Source organism: Microcoleus sp. POL10_C6 (assembly GCF_036701585.1).
Lineage (GTDB): Bacteria > Cyanobacteriota > Cyanobacteriia > Cyanobacteriales > Microcoleaceae > Microcoleus.
In genome coordinates this window covers 40,154-60,386 of record NZ_JAUBRB010000007.1, presented here as the reverse complement: position 1 = coordinate 60,386, position 20,233 = coordinate 40,154, and the positions used below count along the sequence as shown (strand labels likewise).

The 20,233-nt window shown below is 46.5% G+C and carries 18 protein-coding genes; 8 read left to right on the top strand and 10 right to left on the bottom strand.

Annotation, left to right across the window (positions count from 1 at the left end; all coding sequences use genetic code 11):
* Positions 1-31 precede the first annotated feature (31 nt).
* Both QUA34_RS05965 and QUA34_RS05960 read left to right on the top strand, forming a co-directional pair.
* Positions 32-1,246 (top strand): bifunctional riboflavin kinase/FAD synthetase, encoded by a 1,215-nt coding sequence (locus QUA34_RS05965; RefSeq protein ID WP_333384835.1) that lies wholly within the window; start codon positions 32-34, stop codon positions 1,244-1,246.
* Between the two features lie 178 nt (positions 1,247-1,424).
* Entirely contained in the window at positions 1,425-2,333 is a 909-nt protein-coding gene (locus QUA34_RS05960) for a MoxR family ATPase (protein WP_333384831.1), read from the top strand.
* Between the two features lie 203 nt (positions 2,334-2,536).
* Here the strand turns inward: QUA34_RS05960 and QUA34_RS05955 are convergent, their stop codons facing one another.
* Both QUA34_RS05955 and QUA34_RS05950 read right to left on the bottom strand, forming a co-directional pair.
* The gene (locus QUA34_RS05955) at positions 2,537-3,736 is read right to left on the bottom strand and encodes a glycosyltransferase (protein ID WP_333384828.1); all 1,200 of its coding nucleotides are present in this window, start codon (positions 3,734-3,736) and stop codon (positions 2,537-2,539) included.
* A gap of 384 nt (positions 3,737-4,120) precedes the next feature.
* Complete coding sequence (locus QUA34_RS05950) at positions 4,121-4,327, bottom strand: hypothetical protein (protein ID WP_333322020.1); 207 nt, start codon at positions 4,325-4,327, stop codon at positions 4,121-4,123.
* A gap of 114 nt (positions 4,328-4,441) precedes the next feature.
* On the opposite strand from QUA34_RS05950, the gene QUA34_RS05945 reads away from it, so the two are divergent.
* The gene (locus tag QUA34_RS05945; protein ID WP_333042436.1) at positions 4,442-4,768 is read left to right on the top strand and encodes an MgPME-cyclase complex family protein; all 327 of its coding nucleotides are present in this window, start codon (positions 4,442-4,444) and stop codon (positions 4,766-4,768) included.
* Positions 4,765-5,502, top strand: coding sequence for a hypothetical protein (locus QUA34_RS05940; protein ID WP_333384824.1), 738 nt, complete (start codon positions 4,765-4,767; stop codon positions 5,500-5,502). Before QUA34_RS05945 ends, QUA34_RS05940 begins: the two co-directional genes overlap by 4 nt.
* 67 nt (positions 5,503-5,569) lie before the next feature.
* On the opposite strand, the gene QUA34_RS05935 is transcribed toward QUA34_RS05940, so the two are convergent.
* A complete protein-coding gene (locus QUA34_RS05935) occupies positions 5,570-7,666 on the bottom strand; it encodes a tetratricopeptide repeat protein (RefSeq protein ID WP_333384821.1) in 2,097 nt (698 codons plus the stop codon).
* A 290-nt stretch (positions 7,667-7,956) separates the two neighbouring features.
* Complete coding sequence (locus tag QUA34_RS05930; RefSeq protein WP_333384818.1) at positions 7,957-8,898, bottom strand: NAD-dependent epimerase/dehydratase family protein; 942 nt, start codon at positions 8,896-8,898, stop codon at positions 7,957-7,959.
* Between the two features lie 251 nt (positions 8,899-9,149).
* Here QUA34_RS05930 and dnaG point away from each other — a divergent pair, with 251 nt between their 5' ends.
* The gene (dnaG, locus tag QUA34_RS05925) at positions 9,150-11,171 is read left to right on the top strand and encodes a DNA primase (protein WP_333384815.1); all 2,022 of its coding nucleotides are present in this window, start codon (positions 9,150-9,152) and stop codon (positions 11,169-11,171) included.
* A gap of 157 nt (positions 11,172-11,328) precedes the next feature.
* Here dnaG and QUA34_RS05920 read toward each other — a convergent pair whose 3' ends face one another.
* Positions 11,329-11,844 carry a pentapeptide repeat-containing protein gene (locus QUA34_RS05920; RefSeq protein ID WP_333384812.1) on the bottom strand — a complete coding sequence of 172 codons (516 nt, stop codon included), beginning with the start codon at positions 11,842-11,844 and terminating at the stop codon, positions 11,329-11,331.
* Positions 11,845-11,858: 14 nt separating this feature from the next.
* Here QUA34_RS05920 and QUA34_RS05915 point away from each other — a divergent pair, with 14 nt between their 5' ends.
* Positions 11,859-12,452, top strand: coding sequence for a YraN family protein (locus QUA34_RS05915; RefSeq protein WP_333384809.1), 594 nt, complete (start codon positions 11,859-11,861; stop codon positions 12,450-12,452).
* A 198-nt stretch (positions 12,453-12,650) separates the two neighbouring features.
* Here QUA34_RS05915 and QUA34_RS05910 read toward each other — a convergent pair whose 3' ends face one another.
* Entirely contained in the window at positions 12,651-13,040 is a 390-nt protein-coding gene (locus QUA34_RS05910; RefSeq protein WP_006632408.1) for a hypothetical protein, read from the bottom strand.
* A 148-nt stretch (positions 13,041-13,188) separates the two neighbouring features.
* On the opposite strand from QUA34_RS05910, the gene queA reads away from it, so the two are divergent.
* On the top strand, positions 13,189-14,331 hold the full coding sequence (queA, locus tag QUA34_RS05905) for a tRNA preQ1(34) S-adenosylmethionine ribosyltransferase-isomerase QueA (RefSeq protein WP_333384807.1): 1,143 nt from the start codon (positions 13,189-13,191) through the stop codon (positions 14,329-14,331).
* 42 nt (positions 14,332-14,373) lie between these two features.
* On the opposite strand, the gene rpmF is transcribed toward queA, so the two are convergent.
* Both rpmF and QUA34_RS05895 read right to left on the bottom strand, forming a co-directional pair.
* Positions 14,374-14,547 carry a 50S ribosomal protein L32 gene (rpmF, locus tag QUA34_RS05900; RefSeq protein ID WP_006632406.1) on the bottom strand — a complete coding sequence of 58 codons (174 nt, stop codon included), beginning with the start codon at positions 14,545-14,547 and terminating at the stop codon, positions 14,374-14,376.
* A 180-nt stretch (positions 14,548-14,727) separates the two neighbouring features.
* The gene (locus tag QUA34_RS05895) at positions 14,728-15,204 is read right to left on the bottom strand and encodes a TM2 domain-containing protein (RefSeq protein ID WP_333384804.1); all 477 of its coding nucleotides are present in this window, start codon (positions 15,202-15,204) and stop codon (positions 14,728-14,730) included.
* A 393-nt stretch (positions 15,205-15,597) separates the two neighbouring features.
* Between QUA34_RS05895 and acsF the strand changes: the two genes are divergently transcribed.
* Complete coding sequence (acsF, locus tag QUA34_RS05890; protein WP_333384989.1) at positions 15,598-16,674, top strand: magnesium-protoporphyrin IX monomethyl ester (oxidative) cyclase; 1,077 nt, start codon at positions 15,598-15,600, stop codon at positions 16,672-16,674.
* A gap of 140 nt (positions 16,675-16,814) precedes the next feature.
* Here the strand turns inward: acsF and QUA34_RS05885 are convergent, their stop codons facing one another.
* Both QUA34_RS05885 and QUA34_RS05880 read right to left on the bottom strand, forming a co-directional pair.
* Positions 16,815-19,994, bottom strand: a complete 3,180-nt coding sequence (locus tag QUA34_RS05885; RefSeq protein WP_333384800.1) for a tetratricopeptide repeat protein — start codon at positions 19,992-19,994, stop codon at positions 16,815-16,817.
* A gap of 55 nt (positions 19,995-20,049) precedes the next feature.
* Entirely contained in the window at positions 20,050-20,187 is a 138-nt protein-coding gene (locus QUA34_RS05880) for a hypothetical protein (RefSeq protein ID WP_333384797.1), read from the bottom strand.
* Positions 20,188-20,233 lie beyond the last annotated feature (46 nt).

The following is a 20,233-nucleotide window of genomic DNA, read 5'->3' as shown; positions in this document are numbered from 1 at the left end:
CAATCTGGCTAAGTATGTCAAAATTTTAAGCGTGTGGGTAACTTCTTCTTGTACCGCTGCTCTGACTCCAACTTCTGTTGCCTTGGGAAACTTTGATGGTTTGCACCTAGGGCATCGACAAGTCGTGCAGCCAATTTTAAATCGATCGCCTGAGCAAAATTCTGCGACGATTCTTGCGTCGGGGCCAAACTTGCGCTCCTACGCTGGCAGAGATGAAAATTTGGAAAGCGAACCTCCGGCGACCTGCTACAACGACTCAGCAGCACCGCCCGATCGAGCCGGCAGCAGCCATAATTTCGATAGTTTGATAGCCCCCAAGGCAGAGGGCAACAGCCTCTCTGGGATCGATTCTGATGGGGTCGATCGGCTTTACTGCACTGTGGTGACATTCGATCCGCACCCGCAAGAATTTTTTACGGGTCAACCGAAAAAACTGCTGACGCCTCTGGCAGAAAAGGTAGAATTGCTCGCAGCAATGGGCGTCGAGCAACTTGTGCTGCTGCCGTTCGATCGAGAACTTGCGGCTTTGACTGCTTCTGAGTTTGTCGAGGAAATTTTGGTGCGACAACTAAAAGCGAGTCGAATTAGTGTGGGGGTAGATTTTCGGTTTGGACGGGGACGCGCTGGGACGGCTGTGGATTTGCAGTCGATCGCCTCTGGTTACGGTATTGATGTTGCTCTTGTACCGCTGCATAATTGCGGTGAGGGCGATCGGATCAGCAGTTCTGCAATCCGCGAAGGTCTGGCATCCGGCGACCTCACAAGAGCCAATCAGTTGCTGGGGCGACCTTACAGTTTAGTCGGGACTGTGGTTGGGGGACAGCGGCTGGGCCGGACGATCGGATTTCCTACTGCTAATATCGAACTGCCGCCGGAAAAATTTTTGCCACGTTTTGGCGTGTACGCGGTGCGAGTCTCGGTGAAGCATGGATGGGAAAAGATCAAAGATGAAAGTTCTTCCTATCAGGGGGAAAATCCCAAATCTCTATTTCCCGGCACTCCATCAAACTTGTCTTTTGTCAATGGGGTGATGAATGTTGGTTGCCGCCCGACGGTAGACGGGCTGCAACCCACTGTGGAAGTTCACCTGTTAGATTGGTCTGGGGATTTGTACGGTCAAACCTTGAGCGCGAATTTGGTAGAGTTTTTGCGACCCGAACAAAAATTCGCTTCTCTGGATGCTCTCAAAACTCAAATTCAGGCAGATTGTGATATTGCTAGAAGCGTATTAGCTGCTAAAGTCTAATAATTATGTGATCTAGAACAGGCGATCGGTTTTAAAAATGGTGCAAGATGAGTCAGACTAAATTCTAGTTGTACAAATACGAAGTCCGCAAGGCAAAGACTCAAGATTTTGGCAATCTTGATATCTTTTCAACAATTAGCAATTAGCAATTAGCAATTAACAATTAGAAATCAGGGATATGAGACAACATATTGAGCGGCTCAAACAAAATCTAGGCAAAACTATTGTTGGCAAAGCCGATGCTATTCGCTTGGTGTTGGTAGCCGTGCTTTCCGGCGGACACGCGCTGCTGGAAGACGTGCCTGGTGTGGGAAAAACGCTGCTGGCGAAGTCTTTGGCGCGATCGATCGATGGGAAGTTTCAGCGGATTCAGTGTACTCCCGATTTGTTACCGACGGATATCACGGGTACTAATATTTGGAATCCGCGCAGCGGAGAGTTTGAGTTTTTGCCCGGACCAGTTTTTGCTAATGTTTTGCTTGCCGATGAAATCAATCGGGCGACGCCACGAACTCAGTCAGCTTTGCTGGAAGTGATGGAAGAAAAGCAGGTGACAGTAGATGGAGTTTCTCGAAATGTTCCGACGCCGTTTTTTGTGATTGCGACTCAGAACCCGATCGAATATCAAGGCACTTTTCCGCTACCGGAAGCGCAGATGGATCGGTTTACTTTGTCTTTGACTTTGGGCTATCCCGCTGCGTTGGAAGAGTTGCAAATGTTGGAACGGCTTTCTGATAGTTTTGCTGTTGAAGATTTGCAGCCTTGTATTTCTTTGGAAGAAGTGCAGGAATTGCGTGGTTTGTGCGCTGCTGTGAAGGTGGAAGGCTCTTTGAAACAGTATATTGTAGATTTGGTGCGATCGACGCGAGAGGATGAGGAGATTACTCTGGGGGTGAGTCCCCGGGGTGCGGTGGCTTTGCACCGGGCATCCCAGGCTTTGGCATTTATGGAGGGCCGGGATTTTGCTACCCCGGATGATGTGAAGTATTTGGCGCCGCACGTACTTTCTCACCGGTTGATTCCGGCGGGGGGAAGAAGGGCTAAGACGATTGTTGACAAGTTGTTGCGGTCTGTTCCTATTCCTTAAAAAGTTTGTAAGTAGGTTGCTTTAATTAAAGGAACAGGCAAGATGCCTGTTCCACCAACAATTACAGCTTAATTAAAGGAACAGGCAAGATGCCTGTTCCACAAACAATTAATTTTCCTGTGGGGTGGGCATCCTGCCCGCCCTTGAAAGACTTATTAATAATGGTGCAAGATGTCAGTTAATCCATAGGTTTTGCAACATTCTTAAGCACTCTCAAACAGCGCCACTAATTTTTTTGCCTCTAAATCAACATTGTGTTGTTGAGCAACCCGTTCTGCTCCTGTTTTCCCCATTTGTTCTAGCTTTTCTAAAGGTGCTTCCAGTGCCGCGCGCATCGCGACGGCTAATGCTTCTGCGGAACCGGGAGGAACTAACCAACCGCAAACACCGGGTTCTACGAGCTCGGGGATGCCAGCAACATAAGTGCTAATTACGGGCCGATTGAGAGCGAGGGCTTCCATAATTACGACGGGCAAACCTTCAGCAAAACTAGGCAATACCATTGCCCGTGAAGCTAAAATCTCTTGCTGAACTCGATCGCCACTGGCCCAGCCGGTAATTTCTATATGATTTTGCAGGCCGAGTTGCAGAATCTGCTGTTCAATATCCGATCGCAGTGGCCCGTCTCCTACCAGTACCAACTTAAACTCTAAGCCTTGAACTGCTAGCAAGTTAGCAGCTTCTAGCAATAACAAATGACCTTTTTGTTCGCTGAGTCTGCCAATGCAAGCTAAGCGGGGTGCTGCGGGTATGGGGACGTAGGGTGCAGCTAAAAATGCGGCATCTACGCCGCAGTGTATGACGTGAATTTTTGACCAAAAAGTGCGATCGCACCACCGAAAAAGCTGACTTTTACCGAAGGAACTAACTGCTGCTACAAAGGTCGATCGCTTAATTTTTTCGTCTAAGGAAAGAAGTGTCGCTTTATCAAATTCTTCAGGGCCGTGAACGGTGAAACTGTAAGTCGGGCCGCCAAGCACGCGGCACAGCATAGCGACTGTTGTCGAATTTGTCCCAAAGTGAGCGTGAACGTGTGCTGTACCGGATTCTGCAAACCAATTTAAAAGAATGCAAGCTTCTGCTAAATAAGCTAGATGCAGCAAAATCCCCCGTTCCGAGTGCCAGCCAACTTTGAACATTAACCGCACAGCTTCGATGAATCGAATTGGTCTAGTTGCGGCAACGCGCAGCAAACCCCACGCTAACCCCTGTACACCAACTCCTAAGATTACTTTAGTCAATTCTTGCTCTAGTTTGTCGGCCTCATCAACGAGTTCAGACTCGCAGGATCGGATCGAAAAACGTGCGACTTTCATGCCGCATTTTTCAACGGCTAGCACTTCTCTGCGGACAAAGCTGTGGCTGACTTTGGGATATTGGTTGACTAAATAAGCGATGTTCATGAACGGGGAGAAAATTTTATGGTAAAACTTAGATTAGTTTAGCCTTTGGTTGCAGTACGTGGGCAACAAATTTAGCTGATTTGTTGAGCTTATTTGAACAGGGGCGGAGGGCGATCGCTTTTGGCGGGATGGGGGAAGTGACAGCGGGGCGATGGCTATTCCGGTCAGAGCAAATCAATCCACACATTTTACATTTTTAATACAATAGTAAGGACTATTTTTAGGTAGTAGCCACAAACCCGTGATTTTCCCGCGAGCACATTGATCACCATGAAAGCCTTTTTTTAGGGTTCCCAATCAAAAACTGTCCGAAGTGTTTTCATATGCAAACTACTCCCAATCAAGTTTAACAGCCCCCAGATTGCCTCAAGAATTGGTAATTATTCAACCTGCAATTCCATCTAATTTCCTATTGTCACCTAAATTTTCCCAAAAATCGCTCGCCAGAAAAATAATCGCCCAAATCCCCAAACAACCAGCCACTCTCGCAACTCTCACAACTCCTCCAACTCTCACCACCAAAGATTTTTCTGAGGCGACTTGCTCTGCATCTACCCAAGATGACAGCAAATAAGGTAAAGTAAACGGCACAAGAGTCTAGAACTCTCCAACGACCGCAACTCGGCAAGCCCGCCCCTGACCAGCAAAACTGGCCAGTACAGGCGGCATTAACCGCTAACCGTCAACCCCTAACAACCGACAAAAATGCAAACCTACTACTACGTTTTAGCCAGCCAACGCTTTTTGCTAGAAGAAGAAGCCCTAGATGAAGTGTTTAAAGAAAGAACCCGCAACTACAACGAACAAGAAAAACAAATAGACTTCTGGTTGGTCAAACAGCCGGCTTTTCTAGAAGCACCGACCATGGCAGAAGTTAAAGCAAAATGCCCTCAGCCAGCCGCCGCTATTATTTCTACCGATCCAGTCTTCATCACCTGGTTGAAACTGCGATTAGAATATGTACTGACAGGTGAATTTCAAGCACCGTCAGCAACTATTCCCGATGCCCTCGCATCCCTACAGACAGCATGACTAAAATAGCAAAATATCCGACAAAAGAACTAACAACAATTAGGGGTAAATTGTACAAACTTATTTTGTCTCTTCCCCTATTTTCTGCTACTTCGATCGCCCTTTTGGTATTGACAATTTTATCGAGTTCTGTTAAAGCTCAATCGAGCTGCCAACCGCCTCAGCCCGATGAATATCTACTGTTAATTGTCACCCGAACACCCGAACAGCAAGAAAGAGCAAAACGCTCTTTCCCTGGAAATACTAACAACACAGTTTGTCGGTACATCAATGACACGGTGACGCGAGTTGGTGGCTTTCGCGACTCGCAAATCGCCAGCGATTGGGTTAAATACATCGAAGATGTTGTCGGATTACAAGCTTACGTAGTACGATCGCCCGCAGCGGCACTACCCCAAAATTTGCCAGTCTACAGCCCTCAGCCAGCACCAGGTTCTGAACCAATCACCAATCCTTCAACGGGCAATCTAGGCTTCAATCCCCAACCCCTGGGCCCTAGTTATGCAGTGTTAGTAGATTACTTCAACCAACCGGAATTAGCCGCCCAAGTCAGGCAAGCATTAGGCACGCAAGTAGGCTTAGCTTCCTACGGCCAGCGTCCCTTTTTATTCGTCGCTTATACAACGGATCAAAACGCCGCTACTGCTGCGGTAAAAGCATTGAGCGATCGAGGTTTTTGGCCGATGTTAGTAGACAGCCGCCGAGTTACCGTAATTGCTCCCGCTGTTCGCTAAAATATAAAAGTTGGCAATTAAAATTGCTTCTTGTCAAACAAAGTCCGCTTAAGGGAACTAATAAGAATTATTGTTGTTGTTCGGATTCTAGCGGGCTGCTTCCTAGCTGACTTTCTGCCCGCTTTTTTGCTTCCATTGCCGCTCCGTAATCCGGTTTGTAGCGAGTTGCTTTGTCATAGGAGGCGATCGCATCTTCGTATCTTTTTACTGCTACAAGTGCATTGCCGCGGCTGTACCAAGCTTCCGAGTAGTCAGGCTTGACATAGACGGCTTCATTGTAAGAGGCGATCGCATCTTCGTACCGTTTTAAATTGTACTGAGCATTTCCTCTATTGTACCAGGCTTGATATTCTTTCGGGTTTAAGTCTAAGGCTCTGCTGTAACACTCAATTGCTTGTTCATACTTGCGTAATTCGTGGTACGACCAACCTAAATTGTACCATGCTTGATAATAATCAGGTTTTAATTTGACAGCTTTTTCGTAAGCTTCTACCGCTTCTTCATGTCGGCGCATTTTTAGCAAAGCGATGCCTTTACTGTACCAGCCTTGATAAAAATTGGGCTGAAACCGTACGGCTTTTTCGTAGGCTTCAAAAGCTTCTTGGTTTTTGTTTAATTCTAGGAAAACATTGCCTAAATTGTACCAAGCTTCAGAATTATCGAATTTAATTTCAACTGCTTTTTCATAGGATTCTACGGCTCGATCGTACTGTTTTAATTTTTGGTAAGCTTGTCCCCGATTGTACCAAGCACCGTACAAATTGGGCTGAAATTGTACAGCTTTTTCGTAGGAGGCGATCGCCTCTTCGTACCGCTGCGAATCTAACAGAACATCGCCTCTGCCTTCCCACGCGGCGGCATAGTCGGGCTGGATTTTCAAAGCGTTATCAAAAGATGCGATCGCCTCTTGAGACTGTTGCAACTTATCCAAAGCATAACCGCGTCCCGTCCAAGCTTCCAAGTATTCCGGCTTTAATTCTATGGCTTTATCATAAGCTGACTGCGATTCTCGATATTTTTTCAATTCGTACAAAGTTTTGGCTTTTTCCTGCCAAACTTCCGCGTAGTCAGGCCTGAGAGTTATTGCTCGCTCGTAAGCTGCCAGAGCTTCTTCAAATCGGCTTAAATTGTAAAGAGTATTGCCTCGGTTGTACAGGTCAGTTGCATTGGCAGAATTAAAACTATTTACACCATAAATTGATGCTATAATACTGATACCAATTAAACTGGCGATCGACAATATTTTTAAATACAGTTTTTTGCGGTGTTTTACAGGCTTATTCGCAGCAGCAACCGGAGGCAATACAGGAACTGTACCGCTGAAAGAATCTTTCAATTCTTTAATAGCTTGCAGCGTTTCGCCGGCACTAGAATAACGCTGGCGAAAATCGTACTTTACCATCTTATCTAAAATCTTCGCAAATTCAGGGCTGACTGATGTTTTGTCCTGCCAAATAATTTCCTCTGTATCGGCGTTTCTTGGCATTTGGTGAGGATTTATGCCAGTGAGGAACTGAATTGCGATCGCACCTGCGGCATAGATATCGCTGCTGAGTTTGGGGTTGCCGTGAGCTTGCTCGCTGGGCATATAACCGGGAGTACCGATGCTGACACTCAGGCTATTTTTGGGCTGAGAGTTGGTGATTTGAGTAGTAATTTCTTTGACTGCGCCGAAGTCAATTAAAACTAATTTTCCGTCTCTATCTCTGCGGAGAATATTGCGGGGATTGACATCGCGGTGAATGACATTTTGCTGGTGTACAAAATCTAAAATTTCCAGAAGTTCTTGCAATATACAAATAACTTGATCTTGCTGCATGACTCCCGCATTCCCAGGAGAAGCGGGCGTAATTTCTTGACTTAAATCGTGACCTTCTATAAATTCTTGAACTAGGTAAAACTCTTGGTTCTCTTCAAAAAAAGCAAAAAGTCGGGGAATGCGATCGTGATTTCCCAATTTGTACAAAACTTGTGCTTCGGTATCGAATAAACGTCTTGCTACCTGTAGAGTTTGCGGATCAGTTGCTTGAGGTTTAAGCTGCTTAACGACGCAGAGGTGATTGCCTGGTAGCTGCTTATCTTCAGCTAAATAAGTTTGAGCAAATCCGCCGCCTCCCAAGTGACGGATAATACTGTAGCGATTGCCGAGTGTTATTCCAAGCATGAAATTCACCTAATATTTCCTAGTCGTTTGGAGAATTAGCTTCCAACCAAGCTGTCACATCTTCCGCATTTGAAAATTCTAACATGGTCTCTCTAAATTTTTTAATGGGTCGAACGACCACTGGGGAGTTTGAATTTCCATAAAATAAATTTACGGGTGAAATCCATTATGCCGTTCTTCAATCATTAATTTAGTTCCCTTTGCTTTCTTTCTTGTTCCCTCCCCTTACTAGGGGAGGGTTAGGGTGGGGTTCTAGATTTTTTCGGGGATTGGGATGCTCCCACTCTAACTTAACTTTGAACCGATTTCAAAATTTGATCATCGACTGAAAAATCTATCTCAGCTTTGTCCCGTCCCGAAACTACATAATCATTCTGAAAAGAATCTTTCAATCCAGAAAGTAAGTCAAATTCCGGCTGCCAGTTAAGATCGGTGACAGCTTTATTAACTGAAGCAAAAAAGTGCTGCAATCGCATCGGAAAAGCTTTCTTTTTGCCGAAGTCAAATTGTTTCGGATCGTAGTGTACAATCTTAATAGCATCAGGGGATTTGCCTGCGGCTTGAATGCAGGCGCGGGCTAAACCGTCAAAGGTGACAAATCGATCGCCCGAAACGTTGTAAATTTGCCCGATCGCCCTTTCGTTCCCCAAAACCGCCGCCATTGCTTTAGCCAAATCCTGACAGTGCCCCAACTGCGTGAAGTGCATTCCGTTACCGGGAATCGGAATCGGTCGATCGCGCACAATCCGATCGAAAAACCAAGCCTCTAAATCGTTATAATTTTGGGGGCCGTAAATGTAAGTCGGGCGAATCGAAGTCCAAGGCAAACCGGACTCGGCCAAGTAATTTTCGGTTTCGCATTTACCCAAGTGCCGGCTTTTAGGATCAGTAGCGTCCCCTTCGATATGAGGCATTTGATCCGATTTCAAATAAACCCCTGCAGAGCTCATGTAAACAAAGTGCTGCACCCGCCCTTTCAATATTTCAGCTAAAGGCTTTGTATCGCTGAGTTCGCGGCCGTTGTTGTCAAAAACCGCGTCAAACTCGACCGTCGATAACTTTTCTTGCAGTTGTTCGACATTTGTGCGATCGCCCTGAATCTGTTTTACGCCCGCAACCGGTACAGGCTTGTTGCCCCGGTTAAACAACACCACTTCATGCCCTTGTGCTGCTAAAATCTTAGTAAGATAAACCCCAATAAACCGAGTACCGCCCATCATTAAAATTCGCATTATTTTCGATGCTCCTTACAGTTAGTGTAAATATCTTACAATAAATTTATGCCCTAGGGCGTGTTTTCTATCCCCGGAGATCCCCCTTAAAAAGAGGGACTTTGATACTGATTCTTTCACCTTTTTAAGGGGGCTGGGATTTTGAATCTCATGAGAAATCACTCAGAGTAGATAATTCATCCGTGTATCCGTGTCCTCATCCGTGTAGTGCTTTCCTTCTCCAATACTTTCAATTTGCCTAAAATAGCCCTATGCAAGTTCCCCGGCTGCATCCAGAAACCATCGAAGAAGTTAAACAAAGAGCCGACATAGTAGACGTTATTTCCGGTCGCGTCGTGTTGCGAAAACGCGGCAAAGAATTTGTAGGTTTGTGTCCTTTTCACGATGAAAAATCTCCCAGCTTTACTGTCAGTCCCGGCAAACAAATGTATTATTGTTTCGGCTGCGGTGCAGGCGGCAATGCTTTTAAGTTTCTCATGGAATTGGAGAAACGCTCTTTCAGCGAAGTAGTATTAGAATTAGCTAAAAATTATCAAGTTCCCGTCAAAACTGTCGAACCGGAACACCGACAAGAATTGCAGCGGCAAATTTCTCTGCGGGAACAACTTTATGAAATCTCAGCGCTAACAGCCAACTTTTACGAACACGCTTTGCGACAAACCCAAGGAGAAGAACCCTTAGCATATCTCAAATCAGAGCGCCAGCTAAGCGAAGAAACTATCCAACAATTTCAATTAGGTTATGCACCCCAAGGTTGGGAAGCACTTTACAGTTATTTAGTAGAACAGAAAAACTATCCGGCGCAATTAGTAGAACAAGCTGGATTAATTGTACCCCGAAAAAATGGCGGCAGCGGTTATTACGATCGCTTCCGCAATCGGATTATGATTCCCATTCGCGACACCCAAGGCAGAGTCATTGGTTTCGGCGGCAGAGCTCTCGGCGACGAACAGCCGAAATACCTCAATTCTCCCGAAACAGAACTGTTCGACAAAGGCAAAACTTTGTTCGCCTTAGATACAGCAAAAACAGCCATTAGCAAAGCCGATCGCGCAGTGGTTGTAGAAGGCTACTTTGATGCGATCGCACTTCACGCCGCCGGCATCTCCAACGCCGTCGCTTCCCTCGGCACAGCCTTAAGTTTAAACCAAGTGCGGCAGTTATTGCGGTACACTGACTCCAAACAAATTATCCTCAACTTTGACGCCGACAAAGCAGGAACTCAAGCGGCCGAACGCGCGATTGGAGAAATAGAAAAACTTGCTTATCAAGGAGAAGTGCAACTGCGGGTACTCAACATTCCCGACGGCAAAGATGCCGACGAATATCTCAAAACATACTCCCCAGAACAATATCGAGAATTGCTCGAAAATGCTCCGTTGTGGATCGACTGGCAACTGCAACAAATGCTGGTTAATCAAGATTTAAAAAAAGCAGATATTTACCAGCAAATTACTAAAAATTTTATTAGTTTGTTAACTAATATTACTAACGATAATCAACTCATACTTTACATTGCAAAGTGCGCGGAAATCCTAAGTAAAGAAGACTCTAAACGGACACCAATACTAAGAGAAAATCTGTTAAACCAAGTAGTTAGCGATTGGGGTAAAAGGCTGAGTCAAGACGAATCTTTGACAATTCCGCCGTTAATTAGAAAGAAGCTGAAGCGGCACACGCAATATAAAAAACAGCGTGCAAGTAGCGAAAACAAAAGCTCAAAATCAAGTTTATCTGCTGCTGTAGCTCGCAGTCTTTTAGAAGAAGCAGAAGCGCAATTATTGCAGATTTATTTGCACTGTCCCGAATACCGCCAAGATGTTAGAGAAGCAATAGAAGCTAGAGACCTGCAGTTTAGCCTTTCTCACCACAGATTTTTGTGGCACCAGATTGTGAATGCAGAAATATTGCACAAAATGTCTTTACAAGTAACCCCTTCTGAGTTAATATTGAAATTACAAGATAGCTTCATTGAATATCCCCATCAACTCAATCAAATCTCGCATTTATTTCACTTGAATGAGTTCTCAGAAAGAAATGTTTATCGCGCACCTCTAGTCATTAGATCTGCCCTCGCCTGTATCGAGCAAATTATCAGCATGAAGCGCCGCCGAATTGCACTCAATATGTGGGAAAAAGCCAAGGCCGCGAGCAGTGGTGAAGAGGCTATAGAATATCACCAACTCTTCTGTGCCGAACAAGAATGGCTCAAGGAATTAGAGCGACTGCGTCAAGTTAATTTTTACGATTTAACCTCCGTGCCTTGGGGCTAATACCCTTTTAAAGTTTAGATTTTAGATTGGAGATGACTCGTTCGATATAGGTTTGAAGCTTGCCTGCCGTTACATTATTTTAAACTGATATAAGGAATAAAGTCCTTACTACGAACCCGTTTGTAGTAAAAACTTTATTCCTTTATTAAACGAGATTTTAATAATCGCAAAAAAGAGTTTCGCGAGTATCTCTACCCGTCACCGGATTAGTACCTTTTGCCACTTTACAAAGTTTTTCTATCATATCGTCTCGCAGCAGTGTCTCAGTAAAATCTGCACCGTCAATGATAGCTCCTTCCAGCCTTGTATTGTAAGCGAAAGCACCCTCAAGGATAGCATTAGTTAAATTTGCTTTCATCATGCGAGCTAAATCTAAAGTAGCCCCCGTGAAATTAGCGCCTTCTAAATTTGCTTCTTCCATATTGGCAGCAAAAAAGCTGACACCCCGCAAATCTGCATTAGTAAAATTGCTGTTGCGAAGATTGGCTTTATTAAAGCTGTCGTCAGTCAGAACTTGGCCAGTAAAATCTGCGCCGACTAGGATTTCTTTGTCGTGATCCAATGCGAAAGCAGGTGCGGGATTAATGCCGATCGCCCCAGCGGCAATTACTGCTAAAATAACAAAACTCAGCAAGAAAGTATAAATATGTTGGCGAAGTCGAGAAATCATCATACAAGTTCAAGCTAATGGGCAGTCGTGACAGTTCAGAATTGAATTCTACCAGAAAGAGCGTCAAGTGTAGCTATCCCGTAGGGAATCGCCCGCTTGCCACGGCTGACTCCAATTCCCCTCAATCCCCAAACTCTAGGGATATCGGTACATTGGGAGAAAATTTAGTCGCCGACTGGTTGCAGCAGCAAGGTTGGGAAATCTTGCACCGGCAGTGGCACTGTCGCTGGGGAGAGATTGACATCATCGCACTCGGAAGAGATGAAGAAAGCGCAAAAAACCAAGTTCTTCCCAATCACACATCCCGAACATTAGCATTTGTTGAGGTAAAAACTCGCCGTCGAGGAAATTGGGATGCTGGTGGAATGTTGGCTATTACCACCACAAAAAAAGCCAAACTTTGGCAAACAGCCGAAATATTTTTAAGCACTCATCCAGATTTAGCCAATAATTCTTGTCGCTTTGATGTCGCTTTAGTCAGGTGCGAACCTTCAAAACAAAACACTAAACAAATATTACCACCATTAACTGCAGCGAACTCTCAATCCGCCGTTGCAGGAAACTACCGACTCACCCTGCAAGAATACATTCGGTCGGCTTTTAGCATTTAAAAGTATATAATTAAAATTTAGAGGGTAAAATCTCAAAGCAATGCCACTAGGTAATTTTTTATTGTTAACTTGCCTAGGCTGTCGCGCATTTCTCTCTTGAGCTTTAACGGAGCTGAAAAAAGCGTTAAATCTTCTCCCGCTTTCCCCTTCTCTCCCTCTCCTGTTCTGTCATCACAGTTAATTTATATGCGTAGCAATCTAGGCGAGAGTTTCCGGGCAATACCCCAGGCCCTTGACAAACTGCTGGCGAAACGCTTCAATTTCTTTGCGGTCAGGGCTGCCGTGACAAACCACTGCCACCTGGTAGCGGCGCATCACGCTCAGTGGCGACTGTCCGGTTTCCAAACTCCAAAGCGCCATTTGCAAGCGAATTTCAGGATCGTAAGGAATCCCGAGTTCGTTCATAAAAGCCCGAAAATCCCCGTGCATTTCGGGAGTTAAATATTGGCTCATTTTCACCTTTACCACCCAGCCGTCAATTTGGTGAATAACAGTGATAAATTGCAAGGGAAGATGGTGAGCCGTGCGTAGGTAATCCACGACTCTCAGAGTAAGGCTAGTATTGGCGATGTAGTAGAGGTATTCCATAACGATCCTTATGAGCAAAGCTGATGCTATACCTCTATCCTCGCGGGCTATACCCGCCACCACAAGGGGAAAAGCACCCGACTTTGGATGGGGGTTTTTACCCAATTTGTTACCCAGTTGACAGATCGATCGCACAGGAATTCACTCGATGACAGAGATGGACTGGTCTTTGGACGGCTACGACTACGAACTTCCGCCCTCACGCATTGCCCAAAATCCCGTAGTGCCGAGGGACAGTTCTCGCTTGCTGGCTGTAGATTCTCCCAGCAGCCACCAACACCGGATTTTTAGGGATTTACCCGATTTGCTGCAACCGGGCGATTTGTTGGTACTGAACAACACCCGCGTGCTGCCAGCGAGGCTCTACGGGCACAAACCCAACGGCCCGGCTGTGGAGATATTGTTGATGGAAGAACGGCAGCACAACTGTTGGCTGGCTTTGGTTAAACCGGGGAAACGCTTAAAGTTGGGAGCAAAAATTGAGTTTGATCCCATCGCCTCTGCCTGTCAGGACTCGACCACAGCTCCTTGCTGTTGCCTTCCCGATGCCACGATGCCCGCCGATCGTCGTCGATTGACTGCAACAGTTATAGAGAGGGACGACGCAACAGGGGGACGGCTGTTGGAGTTTGACATCCCCACAGATGAGAATCTGGCGAAGTTTTTGGACGAATACGGGCACGTACCCCTGCCGCCCTACATCGAAAATTCCCAAGCTTCAGCGGAACAGTACCAGACTGTTTATGCCGATCGGCTTGGGGCGGTGGCTGCCCCCACAGCAGGCCTGCACTTCACCGAAGAATTGTTCAGCCGCTTGGAACAGCGGGGAATAGAAAAAACTTTTGTCACCTTACACGTCGGAGTAGGGACGTTTCGACCGGTGGAGGTGGCAGACGTGACGGCTCACAAAATGCACGGCGAATGGGTGGAAGTACCCCCCGCCACCGTTGAGAAAATCCGGGAAACTCAAGCCCGAGGGGGGCGGATCATTGCCGTGGGTACCACAGCAGTGCGAGCTTTAGAGGGAGCCGCCGCCGCGAGTGGCGATTTTTCCTTGCAACCTTTTTGCGGCCCGACCAATTTGTTTATCTACCCTGGTTACAAGTGGCGGGTTGTAGAGGGGATGATTACCAATTTTCACTTGCCCCGCTCTACTTTGATGATGATGGTAAGTGCGATGATTGGAAGGCTTCGGCTGTTGGATGTGTACCGAGAAGCGATCGAGCATCAGTACCGCTTTTATTCCTTTGGCGATGCCATGCTGATTTTACCAACAGCAAAAAAGGATTGAGCGATCGGGCATCGGGTTCGCCCCATGCCCGGTATTCCGTTTCTATTCTTCCTCCTCTTCTTCATTGCCGGGATACACGAAGCTGTTGGAACGCCCAGTCAGAACAGATTTGCCCAGAGACAGAGCTTTCTGAGCTGCCACGACAGCTTTGCGCTTCCATGTGGCCTTACGCATATTCTTCTTGGATTTGGAGGTTTTCTTCTTAGGGACTGCCATGACGCTAAATACTTTTTGCTTGCTTATATAGACAAACAAACATTCTAGCCGATTTTGCCGGCAATGCTTACTCAAAAAACGGCAATAACTGCTCACCAACCAATATCAAGTAGTAGGGTGCGTCAGCGATTAGCTTCTAGAAAAATAGACAAAATCCCCTAGGCAACGCACCCGCAGCAGCTAAAGTTCGTGAAAGTGGTAGATCACGACGCCAGTTACGGCATCGTTCTCGATACTCACATAACCCGTTTTGAGCATTGCCGTAAAAGCCTCTTCCACTTCGGCAAAAGTAGCGCCGGTCGCCATCACCCCTTGGGTGACAGATAATCTTCCGTTCTTGGTATAAGCTGCCTTCAGGAGTTTAACCCCTAACTGGTCTGGAGTTTGCTTGGGGTATGTCGCGGCGATCGCCCCGCTGACTGGATATAGCGGTATACCTTCGCGAGATACGCCGAGTTTGCCCCTGAGACTGGCATTGCGTTCGTCCACCATGTTCGGCAGCAGCAGCAAGTCAAACAATTGCCCAAATCCAAACAAACCAAAGGTAAACAGCCACAGCAAACCACTACCAATCTTGCCGTTGTAGAGGCGGTGGAGTCCGAAGGGGCCGAAAAAACAAGCTGCCCATAAAAGGTAACTAACACCTAAATTGCTCATTTTCTGACCGTCCTGCCTGATTATTCTAAGAATTGGAGTCCCTTTATACATTTTGTACTTTCTATCTGCTGTTTAAACAGCTTGACATGGGAATTTATTTGTGTGGTAGCCTAATAAACTGACAAAAGGCAGTATTTGGTTTCCCCATACCTTCTGTCTCGAAGCCCATGAGTAATTTTGCGTAGCAATTCTTAACGCCAGCAACATATTTGGGCGGGCGAGAGCTTGGTAAACTGGAGGGCGTGGAAATTACAGCAGCTTAGACCAGGATTCCACACGGAGCGCCAAAGCAAGCGCGCCGCCAGCGCTGGCCGGACATACACGAGCGCGATCGCCCGCAGTACCCGACAATGGAAACAAGCGAGTAGTTATAAGCAGAAATCCAATAAAAATATGGTAGATTCCCTCAAAAAACCCACTTTTGAAGAACTGCGGCCGGGAGTGAAAGCCCCAGCCAAAGAAACTATTCTCACGCCGAGATTTTACACAACAGATTTTGACGAGATGGCCAAAATGGACATCTCGGTAAATGAAGCCGAACTAAAAGCAATTATTGAAGAGTTCCGCGTTGACTACAACCGCAACCACTTCGTGCGTGATGCCGAGTTCGATCAATCTTGGGAACACATCGACGGCGAAAAGCGCCAATTGTTCATTGAATTCCTGGAACGTTCCTGCACCGCTGAGTTTTCTGGCTTCTTGCTTTACAAAGAGTTGGCACGCAAGCTCAAGGACAAAAATCCAGTGCTGGCCGAAGGTTTCTTGCTGATGTCGCGGGACGAAGCGCGGCACGCCGGATTCCTCAACAAAGCCCTCTCGGACTTTAATTTGTCCCTGGATTTGGGTTTCTTGACAAAAAGCCGCAGTTACACATTCTTTAAGCCGAAGTTTATTTTCTACGCGACTTACTTGTCTGAAAAGATCGGTTATTGGCGCTATATCACGATTTATCAGCACTTAAAAGCGCATCCTGAAGACCAGATTTATCCGATTTTCCGATTCTTTGAAAATTGGTGCCAGGATGAAAACCGCCACGGAGATTTCTTTGATGCGGTGATGAGAGCTCAGCCTCAGATGTTGAACGATTGGCGCGCTAAGCTTTGGTGCCGTTTCTTCTTGCTGTCAGTGTTCGCGACAATGTATCTCAATGATATCCAGCGTGCCGGTTTTTATCGATCGCTCGGTCTCGATGCTCGCGAATACGACATCGAAGTGATTAAAAAGACCAACGAAACAGCCGGCCGCGTATTCCCCGTCATGCTGGACGTGAACAACCCAGAATTTTATGAACGGCTGGATGTTTGCCTCAAGAACAATCAGCAGTTGACCGCAATTGTTGCTTCTAATACTCCAAAATTCTTGCAATTCTTCCAAAAATTGCCTTTGTATTTGTCGAACGGATGGCAGTTGTTGAAGCTGTACTTCATGAAGACAATTGAATCACCTTCAGTACAGGGCGCAGTCCGTTAATTTTTGATTTTTCATCCTCTGTGACGGCGGTTCTGCGACAAGCGGAGCCGCTTTTTTTTGGTATCCAGATTCACCGCAAAAAGTTCTCGCCAGACTTACACTCGCCCGGAATTGGAATTGATGCTGGTTTTCCCTAAAATTTATCGCCATTCCCCCTGAAGGTTAAAAGCCGCCCAATAATAAGGAGAACGCCACTCTTCCTGCTTCCACATTTCGAGTTGCGCGGCCCTCAATGCTGCTGCTGGCGTTAACCCTTTTTGCAGCATTCCCTGATAAAAACTCGACATTAACTTAGCCGTTCCTTCATCGTCCACACTCCACAAACTCACCACCACTCGCTGAGCCCCTGCATACATAAATCCCCGTGTTAATCCTACCATGCCCTCGCCTTGAATGTTCTGCCCCATTCCGGTTTGACAGGCACTTAACACGACTAAATCTGCTGCTAATTTGAGATTGAAAATATCAGTAAGTCGCAGGAATCCGTTTAAGGGATTGCCCTTTTCATCTACCAGTGACAAGATGAGTCCCGATAGTTCCGGGTTAGTGCTATTCGCTAAACCGTGAGTGGCAAAATGAATGATTTTATATTGGCTTAAGTTCTGACTGGTTGCGACGGCGCGGCTGGCTTCAAAATCCAAAGATTCGGTGCGAAAATTGGAAGGAATTAACGCTTGAATGATTTGAGCTTCTTGGCGAGTGAAGTTTAAACGGCTCAACTGTAAGTTATTGTCGCGACCAGAGCGGCTTAAACCCAGATTTACTGATTCTATTGCTTGCAGATTGGTGGCGGTTGACTGGTTTTTGACTCGTTCATCTTCCGGGCTAAAAACTGGATCGGCGAGAATCGCTAAAGTCCGAGTAGGAGGTTGTCTGTCATTGTAGTTTTGTCTTAAGATTCCCAAGGTGGAAGCGGAAGGCAGCAGCACGATTTCATGGTCTACTATTAAAGGCGGATTCCCATTTTCACCAGATTTTCCCGGGAGGGAAAGGGCAGCAAAGGGGAGGTAATTGAGAATGCCATCGCCAACAATCAGCAGGCGCTTTTGACCGAGTTGGGCAGCAACGGGCTGTAAGATAATTTGACTGATAGCATCGTTGGCTTGGGCGATTTGATTGGGGCTGTTTCGGGAACTTGGAGCTGTGACAGCATCGCGGAATTTTCTGGCATTTGTCTCGATGTCGGCAGCTTTTGGTAATTCATAAGTGGTGATGCTGGTTTTGGTGACAGCCCACAGATAGCTGCGCTCTTTCCCTAGAGAATACTGGAGTAAAATTGTATTCTCATCGAGGATTTGTTGTTGAATTTGTGCAAGCGTTAGAGGTTGCGGTTGGGTGAGGGCTGCGTACCGGGGGCTAGTAGCGCGGATTTGTGTTTGAATGTCCTGATATTGTGCGATTAAAGTTTGCCGTTGTTGTTCTAATTCTGCTTCTTGGGTGCGAGTGTAGTTGGGGCGATTGAGAACTTCGACACGCCGTTTTTCAAGGGCATCGAGTTGCTGTTGCACACTGCGTTCTCGCTGCAATAATTCAGGGGCGACACTTTGGCGAATATCGGCATTTGCTTCTTGCAGAAGTTCGAGGAGACTGCGGGCGCGGGAACGTTCGCTGGCTTCAAAGGCTTTGGTATCATAACCAGATTTGGGTTGCCTTTTGTGCAGTTGCATTAACAGATCAATGTAGAACTGGTAATAGTTTTGTACGGTGGCAAAGTATGAGGTGCGGAGTTCTGGGCTGGCAATTTTTGTGCGGAGGCTTTCAATAATTTTGAGGGAGGCTTCAATCTCAGTGAGAGCTTGGTTAAGATTACCATAGTCACGTTTGATAGTAGCAATACTATAGAGGGTAAGAGCTTCTAAGGAGCGATCGAGGGTAGCTTGACTCAGAGGAAGGGATTGATTGAAATACTCTAATGCTTTCTCTTTGTTTCCTAATTCTGCGTAGCTCCTGCCGATACCTATAAGGCTGTAGGCTTCTCTTTGGCGATCGCGTGCTTCCCGGCTCAAAGAAAGAGACTGATTGTAATAGTTTAGGGCTTTTTGTTGGTCTTCTAATTCGGCGTATATGTTACCAATGCCAGTGAGAGTGCGAGCTTCTCCAGAGCGATCGCCTACTATTCGCTTGAGGATAAGGGATTGGTTAAAATATTCTAAGGCTTTCTCTTTGTCTCCTAATTCGGAGTAGGCAATGCCAATGCTGGTGAGAGTGGTTGCTGCTGAGGATCGATCGCCTAGAGTCTGGAAAATTGCAAGGGACTGGCTGTAATACTCTAAAGCTTTCTGTTGGTCTCCCAATTCTGAGTAGACATGGCCAATGCTGATTAGAGTAACAGCTTGCCCAGATCGATCGCCCACAGCTTGGCTGATGGGAAGAGACTGGCCGTAATGCTCTAGGGCTTTCTGTTTTTCTCCCACTTCTGAATAGACAATACCTATGTAGTTAAGGGTACGAGCTTCTTGTTCGCGTTCACCTATAGCCCGGAACAATTTAAGGGACTGGTTGTAAGAGTCTAAGGCTGTTTGTTTCTCTCCCAATTCTGAGTAGACTCTACCAGCAGAAATCAGGGCGAAGGCTTCAACAGAGCGCTCGCCTATTTCTCGACTGAGGGGAAGAGATTGGTTGTAATAATCTAGGGCTTTCTGTTTTTCTCCCAAACCTGAATAGACATTGCCAACGACGATCAAGGTGAAAGCTTGCCAACGGCGATCGCCTATTTCCTGGCTCAAAGAAAAGGACTGATTGTAATACTCTAGCGCCTTCTGCTGTTCTCCAAATTCTGCGTAGATTATGCCAATACCTAGAAGGTTGTAGGCTTCTTTTTGGCGATCGCCTATTACCCGGCTCAAAGAAAGGGACTGATTGTAATAGTCTAGGGCTTTCTTTTTTTCTCCTAAAACTGAGTAGACTCTGCCGATGTTGGTGAGGGTGACAGCTTCCCCTGAACGATCGCCTATTGCCCGACTCAGGGGAAGGGACTGGCTGTAATACTCTAGCGCTTTCTGTTTTTCTCCCAAATCTGAGTATACTTTGCCGATGCTGTGGAGGGTGGTAGCCTGCCCAGCGCGATCGCCCGCTTGCCGATACAGCTTTAATAGTTCTTCAAACTTGGCGATCGCTTTTCTTAAAGATTCCGCCGTCCCCTGCTGGTACAGTTGATCCCCTTCTGTAAAGGCTCTTTGAGCATCCGCCGCCGGGTTTCCCCCTCCCTGCTGCGATACCCCTTGGCTAATTTTTATAACGCTGGGCGCAGCTACCGCCGGGACTCCTAGCAGGATACTCGCACCTACAGCGATCCCCCAAACCCACAGCCTGAGATTCATAAACACCTGCTCAAACAAGACCTGGTTAACCGCTATCATAGTCGATCGCAGCTTGTCAGGTGCGCTTTCCTAGACTGCGTGCCGATTGCGTCGGGGGCATATTGTGCGATCGCATCCGCCGCTGCACGTAGTACCGCACCCTCCAAGGGCGATCGGCCGCATCGGATTTGCCTCCGCGAAGGTTAAAAGTCATAATTGTAATTTTTACGCTATTCTCAACTCAGTATTTTTAAATTAGC

Bases quoted from the DNA above. Each gene is read 5' to 3' on its own strand.
- QUA34_RS05955 (WP_333384828.1), bottom strand. From the start codon at position 3,736: ATGAACATCGCTTATTTAGTCAACCAATATCCCAAAGTCAGCCACAGC.
- QUA34_RS05880 (WP_333384797.1), bottom strand. From the start codon at position 20,187: ATGACTTTTAACCTTCGCGGAGGCAAATCCGATGCGGCCGATCGCCCT.
- QUA34_RS05920 (WP_333384812.1), bottom strand. From the start codon at position 11,844: ATGATGATTTCTCGACTTCGCCAACATATTTATACTTTCTTGCTGAGT.
- QUA34_RS05935 (WP_333384821.1), bottom strand. From the start codon at position 7,666: ATGCTTGGAATAACACTCGGCAATCGCTACAGTATTATCCGTCACTTG.
- QUA34_RS05960 (WP_333384831.1), top strand. From the start codon at position 1,425: ATGAGACAACATATTGAGCGGCTCAAACAAAATCTAGGCAAAACTATT.
- QUA34_RS05910 (WP_006632408.1), bottom strand. From the start codon at position 13,040: ATGGAATACCTCTACTACATCGCCAATACTAGCCTTACTCTGAGAGTC.
- rpmF (WP_006632406.1), bottom strand. From the start codon at position 14,547: ATGGCAGTCCCTAAGAAGAAAACCTCCAAATCCAAGAAGAATATGCGT.
- dnaG (WP_333384815.1), top strand. From the start codon at position 9,150: ATGCAAGTTCCCCGGCTGCATCCAGAAACCATCGAAGAAGTTAAACAA.
- QUA34_RS05885 (WP_333384800.1), bottom strand. From the start codon at position 19,994: ATGAATCTCAGGCTGTGGGTTTGGGGGATCGCTGTAGGTGCGAGTATC.
- QUA34_RS05945 (WP_333042436.1), top strand. From the start codon at position 4,442: ATGCAAACCTACTACTACGTTTTAGCCAGCCAACGCTTTTTGCTAGAA.
- QUA34_RS05895 (WP_333384804.1), bottom strand. From the start codon at position 15,204: ATGAGCAATTTAGGTGTTAGTTACCTTTTATGGGCAGCTTGTTTTTTC.
- QUA34_RS05940 (WP_333384824.1), top strand. From the start codon at position 4,765: ATGACTAAAATAGCAAAATATCCGACAAAAGAACTAACAACAATTAGG.
- QUA34_RS05930 (WP_333384818.1), bottom strand. From the start codon at position 8,898: ATGCGAATTTTAATGATGGGCGGTACTCGGTTTATTGGGGTTTATCTT.
- queA (WP_333384807.1), top strand. From the start codon at position 13,189: ATGACAGAGATGGACTGGTCTTTGGACGGCTACGACTACGAACTTCCG.
- QUA34_RS05915 (WP_333384809.1), top strand. From the start codon at position 11,859: ATGGGCAGTCGTGACAGTTCAGAATTGAATTCTACCAGAAAGAGCGTC.
- acsF (WP_333384989.1), top strand. From the start codon at position 15,598: ATGGTAGATTCCCTCAAAAAACCCACTTTTGAAGAACTGCGGCCGGGA.